11 protein-coding genes and 1 riboswitch are annotated in these 10,709 nt (G+C 75.9%); of the genes, 5 read left to right on the forward strand and 6 right to left on the reverse strand.

The features are described from left to right. Nucleotides 1-23: 23 nt before the first annotated feature. Complete coding sequence (locus RND61_RS31945) at nt 24-503, reverse strand: C40 family peptidase (protein WP_315881667.1); 480 nt, start codon at nt 501-503, stop codon at nt 24-26. A gap of 3 nt (nt 504-506) precedes the next feature. After that, nucleotides 507-668: riboswitch (cyclic di-AMP (ydaO/yuaA leader) on the reverse strand. A gap of 617 nt (nt 669-1,285) precedes the next feature. Then, nucleotides 1,286-2,278, reverse strand: a complete 993-nt coding sequence (locus RND61_RS31950) for an NAD-dependent epimerase/dehydratase family protein (RefSeq protein WP_315881668.1) — start codon at nt 2,276-2,278, stop codon at nt 1,286-1,288. Nucleotides 2,279-2,425: 147 nt separating this feature from the next. On the opposite strand from RND61_RS31950, the gene RND61_RS31955 reads away from it, so the two are divergent. Together RND61_RS31955 and RND61_RS31960 are read left to right on the forward strand one after the other, a co-directional pair. Beyond that, nucleotides 2,426-3,472: a lactonase family protein gene (locus tag RND61_RS31955; protein ID WP_315881669.1), complete on the forward strand. Its 1,047-nt coding sequence runs from the start codon at nt 2,426-2,428 to the stop codon at nt 3,470-3,472. 277 nt (nt 3,473-3,749) lie between these two features. Further along, nucleotides 3,750-4,580 (forward strand): aldo/keto reductase, encoded by an 831-nt coding sequence (locus RND61_RS31960; RefSeq protein ID WP_315881670.1) that lies wholly within the window; start codon nt 3,750-3,752, stop codon nt 4,578-4,580. Between the two features lie 85 nt (nt 4,581-4,665). On the opposite strand, the gene RND61_RS31965 is transcribed toward RND61_RS31960, so the two are convergent. Then, nucleotides 4,666-5,151 carry a DUF6098 family protein gene (locus RND61_RS31965; protein ID WP_315881671.1) on the reverse strand — a complete coding sequence of 162 codons (486 nt, stop codon included), beginning with the start codon at nt 5,149-5,151 and terminating at the stop codon, nt 4,666-4,668. A 261-nt stretch (nt 5,152-5,412) separates the two neighbouring features. Here RND61_RS31965 and RND61_RS31970 point away from each other — a divergent pair, with 261 nt between their 5' ends. Further along, on the forward strand, nt 5,413-5,904 hold the full coding sequence (locus tag RND61_RS31970) for a hypothetical protein (protein ID WP_315881672.1): 492 nt from the start codon (nt 5,413-5,415) through the stop codon (nt 5,902-5,904). Here the strand turns inward: RND61_RS31970 and RND61_RS31975 are convergent. Continuing rightward, nucleotides 5,901-6,887, reverse strand: a complete 987-nt coding sequence (locus RND61_RS31975) for a helix-turn-helix transcriptional regulator (RefSeq protein WP_315881673.1) — start codon at nt 6,885-6,887, stop codon at nt 5,901-5,903. The genes RND61_RS31970 and RND61_RS31975 overlap by 4 nt on opposite strands. Before the next feature lie 98 nt (nt 6,888-6,985). On the opposite strand from RND61_RS31975, the gene RND61_RS31980 reads away from it, so the two are divergent. After that, complete coding sequence (locus tag RND61_RS31980; RefSeq protein WP_315881674.1) at nt 6,986-7,783, forward strand: NAD(P)H-dependent oxidoreductase; 798 nt, start codon at nt 6,986-6,988, stop codon at nt 7,781-7,783. Between the two features lie 31 nt (nt 7,784-7,814). Here RND61_RS31980 and RND61_RS31985 read toward each other — a convergent pair whose 3' ends face one another. Further along, nucleotides 7,815-8,324: a hypothetical protein gene (locus tag RND61_RS31985; protein ID WP_315881675.1), complete on the reverse strand. Its 510-nt coding sequence runs from the start codon at nt 8,322-8,324 to the stop codon at nt 7,815-7,817. Between the two features lie 327 nt (nt 8,325-8,651). Then, nucleotides 8,652-9,599: a peptidoglycan-binding protein gene (locus RND61_RS31990; RefSeq protein WP_315881676.1), complete on the reverse strand. Its 948-nt coding sequence runs from the start codon at nt 9,597-9,599 to the stop codon at nt 8,652-8,654. A 244-nt stretch (nt 9,600-9,843) separates the two neighbouring features. Between RND61_RS31990 and RND61_RS31995 the strand changes: the two genes are divergently transcribed. Next, nucleotides 9,844-10,440 (forward strand): L,D-transpeptidase, encoded by a 597-nt coding sequence (locus RND61_RS31995; protein ID WP_315881677.1) that lies wholly within the window; start codon nt 9,844-9,846, stop codon nt 10,438-10,440. Nucleotides 10,441-10,709: the final 269 nt, after the last annotated feature.

The raw sequence follows: 10,709 nt of genomic DNA on the forward strand, positions 1-10,709 counted from the left end.
CGGAGCGGGGCCGACGGCCGGCGTCAGCGCACCCGGCCGTAGAGGACCTTCTTGGTCCAGATCCGCTCCAGCTTCACCACCGAACCCGCCTTCGGGGCGTGCCAGATCCGGTTGCTCCCGGCGTAGACGCCGACGTGGTAGACGCGGCCGCCGGAGTGGAAGAAGACCAGGTCACCCTTTTGGAGGGTGGAGGCCGAGATGTGGCGCGTGCGGTTGTACTGCTGCTGCGCGGTGCGCGGCAGGGTCTTGCCGGCCTGCTTGTACGCGTACAGCGTCAGGCCGGAGCAGTCGAACCGGGACGGGCCCGCGGCTCCGTACTTGTACGGGGAACCCTTCTTGGAGGCCGCCACGTTGAGGGCCTTCGTCGCGTACGCGGGGCCCGCCGCCTGTGCGTCGGGGGCGGCGCCCGGTGCCAGCAGGGTGCCGGCGAGGGCGGCGATGGTCAGGGCCGAGACGGTGCCGGTTCGGGACAGCACGGACGGAACGTGATTCTGCGCGGTCATGCGCAACCCTTCGTCATCCGCCTGCGAAGGATGACCTGTCGGGTTCGGGCAGGCGAAGTTGCCCGGCCGCTGACGCGGCTTCACCCCAAGGGACGGCCGGTGGTGCGCACGTCCCGGTACTGCTGGGTCCTCCACTCCTGCCGATTCACTTCGTGTCGACCAGATCCGGACGGCGGCAGGACTCGGCGTCCACCCGGACCGCCTCGCCACGGCGGCGAGGGCTTGTCGTCGACAGGGATCTTGACCCATGAAGGGAGGGATTTCCGAACGGAATCGGCATTTTGTGAGACTCCTCACCGTTGGCGGAATCCATGTGTGGCGAGTTGCCGAGGGGTTACGGGGGCGCGTCCGGGGGGTGTGCGGCGGACGACGCGGGGCGTGGGCGCGCGCACGGACCACGGCCTCCAGGCCCTGTCCCACCGGCGCGGTATGGGCGGTCTTCAGGTCCGGTCCACCGGCGGCCACTTGGGCGTTCCGCCGCGACCGGGGAGCCCGTCGCCACCCCGGGCGAGCCGTTGGAGGGCGCGGCGGGCGGGCACCTGCCGTGACCGGCCACCGGGTGGTCAACCCTCCCTCCGGAGGCGGCGGAGCGGCCCTCCGTGCCGTTCTCCGCTCCCCGGCCGGACGCGGTGGCCGCGGGGCCCGCCCGGCGCGCGGCGGGCCCCGCGGGGGACGGTGTTCCGCACCCCGGGCTCCGCCGCTTCGGCGCGTCCGAGGCGCCGTCAGGTCCGAGCGAGGGCGACCGGGAGCCGCACGGGGAGCCGTCGAACGGGTCGGTGACGTCAGGTCCGGGCGAGGGCGGCCAGCAGTTCGTCCTCGCGCCGGGCGCTGAGGCCCGCGCGACGCGGGCGGTCCAGGCCCTGCCCGCGCTCCCAGCGGAGGGTGTCGGCCAGCAGCTCCGCACGGGGCCGGTGGCGCAGGCCCGCCGCGCGCGCCGCGGAGCCGTCCCGGGCTGACCAGCCCTCACAGCCGGGCTCGACCAGCCACATCGGCAGCGACTCGGGGCCCATGTACTCGGCCACGCCGTGCGCGAGGAGCCAGGCCGAGTCGGCCGTGACGACCGGGCCCGTGTGCCCCGCGACGTCGCGGGACAGCCCGATCCACTCGCGGAAGGGGACGACGGGGCCGACCGCGTCGTACGTGCCGGTGGTGCCCGCCTCGGCGGCGTCGAGCAGCCACGCGGAGAGGTCCCGTACGTCGACGGTCTGGGTCGGCAGGTCCGGCGTGTCCGGGACCAGCAGCGGTCCTCGCGGGTCGCGTGCGGCGCGGGCCGCCCAGTAGCCGGAGCGCCCGCTGTGGTCGCCCGGGCCGCCGATGAGCCCGGCGCGGGCGATGAGGAGCCGGTCGCCCGCGGCGGCCGTCGACGCCTGTTCGCAGGCGGCCTTCGCCCCGCCGTACGCCGAGCGGTCGACCTCGTCCCGGTCGGTCGGGGCGAGGAGCGGCGCGGACTCGTCGGCGCCGATCTCGGCGTGGGAGGCGTACGCGCTGACGGAGGAGACGTACGTCCAGTGCCGGGCCCTGCCGGCGAGCGCGGCGAGCGCCCGCCGGACGAAGCCCGGCTGCCAGGACACCTCGACGACCGCGTCCCACGCGCGGTCGAGCAGCGGCGCGTACGCGTCGGGGTCGCGGCGGTCGGCGGCGACGAGCGCCGCGCCGTCCGCGACCCGCCCGCTCTCGCCACGCGCGAGGCACGTCACCCGGTGGCCGCGCCCGAGCGCCTGCCGGGACAGCTCCCTGCCGAGCCAGGCCGTTCCGCCCAGTATCAAGATCTCCATTCCGCCACTCAAGCAGTACGGGGCCCGGGCGGCCAGAGCGGTTCGCCGTCGGCGCATCCGGGTTCCGTGCGGGGCGGAAGCGGTGACTCCCCGGGGCGGTGGTCGTTGGCGTACCACGTAGGCACGAATGCGACGAAAGGGACAAAAATGGAGCAGAGTGGCGGGTCCTGGGCGTACATCGGTTCGTTCACCTCGGGCGGCGGGCGCGGCATCACCGTCGCCGCCGTGGATCCGGCGAGCGGGGCGCTGACGCCGGTCGCGGCCACCGACGCGCTCGTCGATCCGTCGTGGCTCACGCTCGACCGGGGCACCGGGGTGCTGTACGCGGTGAGCGAGACGGAATCCGGCGCGGTCACCGCCTTCCGGGCGGCGGGCCCCGAGCTGACCCCGCTCGGCCGGCCCGTCCCGGTGGACGCCTCCGGCCCCACGCACCTGAGCGTCGCCGGACGCCGGCTGCTGACCGCCAACTACCGGTCCGGGAGCGTCAGCAGCCTGCCCCTGGACGCCAGCGGCGGCATCGCCGGACCGGCCGTCGTCCTCTCCCACCACGGCTCCGGTCCGGACCGGGACCGGCAGGAGGGGCCGCACGCCCACCAGGTGGTGCCCGACCCGAGCGGCCGGTGGGTGCTCACCACGGACCTGGGGACCGACTCGGTGCGGGTCTGCGCGCTCGACGCGGAGAGCGGGGCGCTCCGCGTGCACGGGGAGGTGGGGCTCCGCGTGGGGTCGGGGCCCCGGCACCTGGCGTTCCACCCGGACGGCGCGGTCGCGTACGTCCTGCACGAGCTGGAGCCGCAGGTGACCGTGTGCCGCTGGGAGGCGGCGTCCGGGTGGCTGGAGCCGCTGTCGGAGGTCGCGGTCGACGGCGGCGGCCCCGAGGACGTACGGGCCTACCCGTCGGTGCCCGCGGTCTCGGCGGACGGGCGGTTCCTCCGGGCGGCGGTGCGGGGCTCCGACACGCTCGTCACGCTGTCCCTGGAGGACGGGGCGGAGAAGCCGCGGCCCGCGGGGAGCGTGGGGTGCGGCGGGAGCTGGCCGCGCGACCTCGTCGCTGACCCCTCGGGGCGCAGGCTGTACGTGGCGAACGAGTGGTCCGGGGACGTGACGTGGTTCGACGCGGACCCGCTGGACGGGCGGCTGCGCCGCTGCGGCTCGGTGGAGGTGCCCGCCGCCGCGTGCGTCGTCTTCTCCTGAGCCGGTCCGGGGCCCCGGGCCGGCCGGGGCCGAGCGGAGCCACCCGGGAGCGGGCGGGCACCGGACGCCGCGCTCGGCGGCCGGGACCCCCTGCGCGCCGTGTGTGCCGCGGCCACTCGGGGCAGGGGGGTCGAGGACGCTCCGCGACGGCCCGAGGCCCGTCGGTGCGGGGCGCCCGCGGCGCGAGGTGGTCCGCGTGCAAGCACGGGAATGCCGTCGCGCCGTGTGACTGTTGATACCTGGAGTACCTACCGAACGACGTAAGGATCGACCGCTCGTGAGCAAGGTCCCCTCCCTGACCCTGAACAACGGTGTCACCATGCCGCAGCTCGGCTTCGGTGTCTGGCAGGTGCCGGACGCCGAGGCGGCGGAGGCGGTGGGCACCGCCCTCGACGCCGGCTACCGGAGCATCGACACCGCCGCCGTGTACGAGAACGAGCGCGGCACCGGACAGGCCGTCACGGCGTCCGGGCTCCCCCGCGAGGAGCTGTTCGTCACCACGAAGCTGTGGAACAGCGAGCAGGGGTACGATTCGGCGCTCCGCGCCTTCGACGCCTCCCTGGAGCGGCTCGGCCTCGACTACGTGGACCTGTACCTGATCCACTGGCCGATGCCGGCGCGGGACGCGTACGTCGACACGTACAAGGCGCTCGAGAAGATCCTCGCGGACGGCCGCGCCCGTGCCATCGGCGTGTCCAACTTCCTGCCCGAGCACCTGGAGCGGCTGATGGACGCCACCTCCGTCGTGCCCGCCGTGAACCAGATCGAGCTGCATCCCCAGCTCGCCCAGGCGGAGTCCCGCGCCTTCCACGCCCGGCACGGCATCGCGACCGAGGCGTGGTCGCCGCTGGGCCAGGGCCGCGGCCTGCTGGAGGTGCCGGCCGTCGCGGCCGTCGCCCGCAAGCACGGCCGCACGCCGGCGCAGGTCGTGCTGCGCTGGCACCTCCAGCTCGGCAACGTGGTGATCCCGAAGTCCGTGACGCCGTCGCGGATCCGGGAGAACATCGACGTCTTCGACTTCGAGCTCGACGCGGAGGACATGGCGGCGTTCGCGGCGCTCGACGAGGGCCGGCGGCTCGGGCCGGACCCGGCCGTCTTCGGCGCCTGACGCACGGCACGGGAGGGGGGCGCGGTCGCGGGTGCGGCCGCGCCCCCCTCCCGTGCGGGCACACGGGGCGTGCGGGGCCGCCCGGTCAGACCTTGCGGTTCATGGGGCCCCAGGAGCCGCGCTGGCGCGCCACCTCCTCCTCCGCCTCGTGGAGCACCGCCAGGTCGATCCAGCAGACCGGTTCCACGTCGCTGAGCAGCGGCTCGTTGTCCGGGCCCCGGGCCACCTCGTGGCCGCGCAGGGCCCAGGGGCGCACGTCGCCGTTCCGCTCCTGGCGCAGGTGGCAGTAGTCGTACAGGCGGCGGGCCACCCAGAGCCGTACGGGGCGGTCCTCCCACCAGCTCTCGACCTGGAGCGGGTTCGCCGACAGGCCCGGCATGGGGATACCGGTCAGGTGGTCCACGCTGCGGGTGTCCTCCATGTCCCGGGCCGGGCCCCGTGACCAGCGGACGAAGAGACGGCCGTGCCGCTCCACGAGGTCGGTCAGCTCCGCCAGGCTGCTGACGGTCGGCAGCTCCGTGACGCCGTCGGGGGCCGTTCTGCGGGTCGGCGCCGCTGCGGTGTCGTCCATGTGGTTCATCCTCCTCGTCGTGCGGGACCAAACGCGCGTACCCACCCGTAACAGGATGACTCCTCGTGTCGGTCGACGCAGGTCGGAACGCCCGGCCGTCCGGTGCGGATGATCGGGAGAACGGCGGAAGCCGCCCGTCCGGTGGGCGGCGCCCGTTAGCGTCCCCCCATGGGAAACTCACAGAACCCTCACACCTCATCCGCCTCACGTCGCACACGGGTCCGGCGGCTCTCGGCCGCCGTCGCGGGAGCGGCGGCCCTGGTGGCCCTCAGTGTCGGCGCCGCCCTCGCGGCCGGCACGGACGAGACCCCGGCGCCTCCGTCGAGCACGTCCGCCACCCCGACGCCGGTCGATGACTCCACGGGCGGCACGGGCGGCAGCGGGTCGGTCGGCGTCACGGAGGGCAGCGGGGACACCGGCGGCAGCGGGTCGAGCGGTGCCACCGGAGGCGACGGGGACACCGGCGGCAGCGGATCGGTCGGCGTCACGGAGGGCAGCGGGGACACCGGCAGCGCCACGGGCGGCTGGATCGGCGGCGGCTCGGGCGGGACCGGCGGGGAACCGACCGGCGGGCCGACCGGCACCCCGCCGACCGGCGGCGCCTCGCCGTCCCCGTCCGTGCCGCCGAACCTGGCGGAGATCGACCGGCGGATCACCGAGCTGAACCAGAAGGTCGACCAGTTGCCCACCAAGAAGGAGCTGGCGGACGCCCTGCGCGCCTTCGCCGACCAGCTTGAGGGCTCCGGCTCCTAGCCCCGCAGCGTGCCCGCCGCCCTCACCCGGCGCGGGCCGGGCGCCTCGCGCACGGCCGTCGCGAGCCGGGCGAGGGCGGCGGCGTCGGGTCCGCCCTCCTCGGCGCTGAACACGTGCACGACGAGTCCGGTCTCGCCGGGCGCGGCCGGCACGTGCAGCGTCTCGTAGTCGAGGGTGAGCGTGCCGGCCACGGGGTGCCGCAGCCGCTTGCGTCCGGCGCCGCACATCATGACCTCGCCGGAGGCCCAGATCCGCCGGAAGTCGGCGCTGTACGAGGAGAGTTCCGTGATGAGCGCGGCCAGCCGCCCGTCCTCCGGGTAGCGGCCGGTGGAGACCCGCAACTGGCCCACGGCCTCCGCCGCCCGCTCCTCCCAGTCGGGGAAGACGTCCCTCGACGCGGGATCGAGGAAGAGGTACCGGCCGTTGTTCCGGTCGCGGCGACCGGGGTCGGCCAGACCGCCGATCAGTTCGGCGCCGAGGCCGTTCCAGGCGACCACGTCGAGGCGGGGATCGGTCACGAAGGCGGGCAGTCCCTCCACCGCGTCCAGGAGCCGCCGCAGCACGGGGCCGACCCGGGTGGCGGGTGCGGGGCCGCGCCGGTCGGCGGCGAGGGTGGCGAGGTGCCTGCGCTCCGCCGCGTCGAGGCGCAGGGCCCTGGCGAGCGAGTCGAGGACCTCGGGGGACGGCTGGGTGGCCCGGCCCTGTTCGAGGCGTACGTAGTAGTCCACGCTGATCCCGGCGAGCTGGGCCAGCTCCTCCCGGCGCAGCCCGCGCACCCGGCGGCGGCCTCCGCCGGCCAGGCCGACGTGTTCGGGGGCGACGCGGGCCCGGCGGGCCCGGAGGAACCCGCCCAGCGCCCGCCGCGGGTCGCCGATCCCTCCGGCCCCGCCGCCGGAGGCGACGGCGCCGGAGGGGATGCCGTCCTCCGAGGGGATGCCGTCGTCGGCGCCGTCCGTGCGCTGCGTCCGGTCCGCGATCTTCATGGGGACAAGTATGCGTGGTACCGCGGGTACCAGGATCGGCGTTCCCTCGGTCGTACAGGGTCCTGGCTGCCGGACCGCGGACGGGAGAGCGTGGGGGCATGACCGAAACCACCGCGCGGCAGCGCAAGAAGATCCTCGTCGTCACCGCCCACCCCGAGCCCCGTTCGCTCACCGCCGCCCTGACCGCCTTCGCGGCCGACCACCTGCGGGCGGCGGGGCACGAGGTGCGGGTCTCCGATCTGTACGCCATGAAGTGGAAGGCGACGGTGGACGCCGACGACTTCCCCGAACATCCCGCGGGCGGGAGGCTGGACGTGATGGGCGCCTCGCAGCGGGCCACGCTCGCGGGGCGGCTGACGCCGGACGTGGCGGCCGAGCAGGAGAAGGTCCACTGGTCGGACGCGGTGGTCCTGCAGTTCCCCCTCTGGTGGTTCTCGATGCCCGCGATCCTGAAGGGTTGGATCGACCGGGTCTTCAGCTGCGGGTTCGCGTACGGCCCCGAGGTCCCTGCGCCCTACGGCGGCGGAGCCGCCCTGGCGGGGCGCCGCGCGCTGCTGTCGGTGACGGCGGGCGCGCGCGGGACGGCGTTCTCCGACCGGGGCGTCCACGGGCGGCTCGCGGACGTCCTCCACCCGATCCAGCACGGCGTGTTCTGGTTCACGGGCATGGAGCCGTTGGAGCCGTTCGCCGTGTACGGGGCGAACGACCTGCCGGAGGATGCCTTCGCGGCGGCGCGCCAGGCGTACGCGCGGCGGCTCGACGCGCTGTTCACGGACGAACCCGTCGCGTTCCGGGCGCTCGCCGGAGGTGACTACGACCGCGACATGAGGCTGCTGCCGGGCGCGGAGGCGCCGGGGACGAGCGGTCTCGACCTCCACCTCCGCCCGGCCGGCTGAGCGGCGGCGGCCGGGCGGGACGGGCGGGCCGTCAGCTCCCGTCGACCGGGAGCCAGCGCGAGTACGCCTCCGGCTGGTAGTACTTGCCGGTGTCGCCGTCGTAGCGCAGGGCGCGCAGGCGGACGTTGCCGGACTCGGCGTAGTCCTTGTCGCACTTCACCCAGCGGTTGTAGCCGGACTTGTTGCGGCACGCCTCGGGGGCCCGGCCGTAGTCGGTGTAGACGCCGCCGATCGCGGACATGCCGTCGGACGCGGTGTCCAGGACCCAGATGACGTCGCCGTCGTGCTGGAAGCAGACCTTGGAGCCGTACGTGGCGACGCACCAGCTGTCCGGCGGCAGGGAGGAGGACGCCATCGGGGTCTGGGTGCCGGTGGTGGCCTCGCCCTGGTCCGCGCCCTGGGCGACGGTCCACTCCGGGGCGTCGGCCACGGCGTCCTCGGCCGTGGCGGGGGTGGCGGCGAGCAGCAGGGCCGCGACGGCCCCGGCGGCGCCCAGTGCGGTGCGCCGGGCGCGGGGCGCCCGGGACGGGGAAATGCGCATGTGGAGACCCTTCGCGTGTCATGGGCGTTCCAAGAACGTGAGGTGATCCTAGCTTCAAGATCATTCCTCGCGCACCCGGAGGCGTCCCGCCGGTACGCGGAGCCGCGCCGGGGCGGGCCGGTTCCGGCGCTCTGAACGGCGGCGACCGCTCCGGCGTCCTCGTACGGGGGCACGGGACCCGCGCTTCCCGCGCGGGAGCTCGACGGCGACCGGCGGGGGCCGGACGACGCCCGCCCGCGCCCGTACCGCCCTTCCGTGCCCCGCCCCCGGTCCCCCGCCCGCCGTCCGCCGCCGGCCGCCGGTGGCGCGGGGCGGGACACGGCCGCGTCAGGCGGGCGGTGCCGTGGTGAGGGACCGCCAGGTCTCCTCGTCGACCGCGCCGGTGGCGGGCAGACCGTGCCGGCGCTGGAAGTCCCGCACCATCTGCCGCGTGGCGGCGGTGTAGGCGCCGGTGATGTCGGCGGGGTGCCCGGCCCGGTGCAGGAGGTCCTGGACCGCCTCCACCTGTGGGCCCCGGTCCCCCGGGGCGGCGGGCAGGACCAGCATCCGCCAGGTGTGGCGTCCGACCTTCCCGTCCGGCTGGAGGCCGTTGCGCTCCTGGAAGGCGACGACCTGCGCGTGGGTCTCCGGGCCGAAGACGCCGTCCGCGCGCAGGGTGTGTCCGTGTGCCTTGAGCAGGCGCTGGACGGTCCAGGTGAGGGAGGACGTCTCGCCCTTGCGGACCAGCGGCCAGCGGGGGGCCTCCGGGCGGGGCGGCGCGGCCGCCGGACGGACCCCGTGGCCGGTGCCCGGTTCCAGGGCCGCTCGGCTCGCCGTCCAGCCGGCGATGAGGACGGCCCCCGTCACCGCGGCGACGAGGAGGGCGCGCCGGACGGTGCCGCGTCTCGGCGGCGCCGTCCGCGGACCGGGTTCGGCGGCGGCGTGCCGGTCCGGTCGCGGGCCGGTCAGGCCGCCTGGCCGCGGGTCGGGGTCCCCGGCGGGTCGCTGGACGGCGCGGGCGCTCCGGGCGAGCAGGAGAGCGGCCTCCAGGCCGTCCGGCGGGGCGCCGAGAACGGCGTGGAGCGTCCGTACGGCGTCGGGGGGCGCCGCCAGCGGATGGGCGGGGTTGAGGTACCGCGACAGGGTCGTCTGGGTGACGCCGACCTGCCGGGCGAGCGACGCCTGGGTCGGTTTCCGCCGTCCTGTGCGCGCGGAGTCCTCCCACCACGTCCGCAGCAGCGCCGACAGCTCCCGGCCCGCCCCGTCCGCCGTCCCGTTCGGCGGCGCCTCCGCCATGTGCCCTCCCGAGCTTCACCAGCGTGCATGAGCGCACGTCACAGCCGTGCATGGGTGCATGCATGATTCCGCATCGGGGACACCGCCGGTGCCGCTTCCCGGGGCCCGCCGGGAGCCCCATCGTGGGTTCCCGGCGGCCCGCACCGCCCGGTCCCCGCGGTTTCCACGGGACCGTCCCCGTGCGGGAGGCCGTCCCCCGGTCGGGGGCACGGCTCGTAGAGAACCCTCGAAGGAGTGACCACCCATGTCCGTGATGTCCTACCTCGGTTTCCGGTCCGCCGCGATCGGCGTCGGCGTCGCCGGCCTGCTGGCCGGGGCCGTCGCCACCGCACCGGACGGGCTGGCCGTCCCCGCGCGGCCCGGCGAGGCCGCGGCGGCCACCACCACCCTGACCTTCACGCGGAACTCCGGCGACCCGACGAACTCGCGCCTGTCCGTGGTGCGGGACGGCCGGACGGTGGCCGTCTTCCGCGCGGGCTCGGGCCTCGGCGCGAGCCACCCGCAGGGCCGGGACGAGTGCGCCCGCTCGAAGGGGTGGCTGCCGGCGGGCACGTACTCCGTCGGGGCGCGCACCACCCGGTACAACGGCCGGGTCATCAAGGGCTACGCGATCCCGCTGAGCGACAAGACGTGCAAGGACGGCAGGACCCCCCGCACGGAGCTGTTCATCCACAGCGAGATGACGCGCGACGGCGGCCAGGGGCAGGCCGAGGGGCAGCGGTGGGACGGGGTGAAGGACTACAAGTCCGCCGGGTGCGTCAAGCTCTCGCCGCAGGACATCAAGAAGCTGTTCGGTGTCCTCGGGCAGGGCTCGGCGCCCAAGCGGCTGACGGTCCGCTGACCCCCGGCCCCGGGTGCCGCCCGCCCGGCGGGGCGGCACCCGCGGCACGCGGCGGACGGGGCGCGGCGTACGGCGGGTACCGGGGCGCGGCGTACGGGGCGGACGGGGCAGGGCGGGCCGGGGCAGGGCGGACGGACACGGCGGGCCGGGGCCGCCCGGTTGGTCGTGGAGGCCGCCGAGCCGACCGGTGTCCGCCCCGACGCGGCGGGCACCGGCGTGCGGCGCCTCGCCGGCGCCGCCGGACGGGGCCGCGGCGCGGGGGACCCGGC

The sequence above is a fragment of the Streptomyces tamarix genome (genome assembly GCF_032423885.1).
Taxonomy (GTDB): Bacteria; Actinomycetota; Actinomycetes; order Streptomycetales; family Streptomycetaceae; genus Streptomyces; species Streptomyces tamarix.

Bases quoted from the DNA above. Each gene is read 5' to 3' on its own strand.
- RND61_RS31945 (WP_315881667.1), bottom strand. From the start codon at position 503: ATGACCGCGCAGAATCACGTTCCGTCCGTGCTGTCCCGAACCGGCACC.
- RND61_RS31950 (WP_315881668.1), bottom strand. From the start codon at position 2,278: ATGGAGATCTTGATACTGGGCGGAACGGCCTGGCTCGGCAGGGAGCTG.
- RND61_RS31955 (WP_315881669.1), top strand. From the start codon at position 2,426: ATGGAGCAGAGTGGCGGGTCCTGGGCGTACATCGGTTCGTTCACCTCG.
- RND61_RS31965 (WP_315881671.1), bottom strand. From the start codon at position 5,151: ATGGACGACACCGCAGCGGCGCCGACCCGCAGAACGGCCCCCGACGGC.
- RND61_RS31975 (WP_315881673.1), bottom strand. From the start codon at position 6,887: ATGAAGATCGCGGACCGGACGCAGCGCACGGACGGCGCCGACGACGGC.
- RND61_RS31980 (WP_315881674.1), top strand. From the start codon at position 6,986: ATGACCGAAACCACCGCGCGGCAGCGCAAGAAGATCCTCGTCGTCACC.
- RND61_RS31985 (WP_315881675.1), bottom strand. From the start codon at position 8,324: ATGCGCATTTCCCCGTCCCGGGCGCCCCGCGCCCGGCGCACCGCACTG.
- RND61_RS31990 (WP_315881676.1), bottom strand. From the start codon at position 9,599: ATGGCGGAGGCGCCGCCGAACGGGACGGCGGACGGGGCGGGCCGGGAG.
- RND61_RS31995 (WP_315881677.1), top strand. From the start codon at position 9,844: ATGTCCGTGATGTCCTACCTCGGTTTCCGGTCCGCCGCGATCGGCGTC.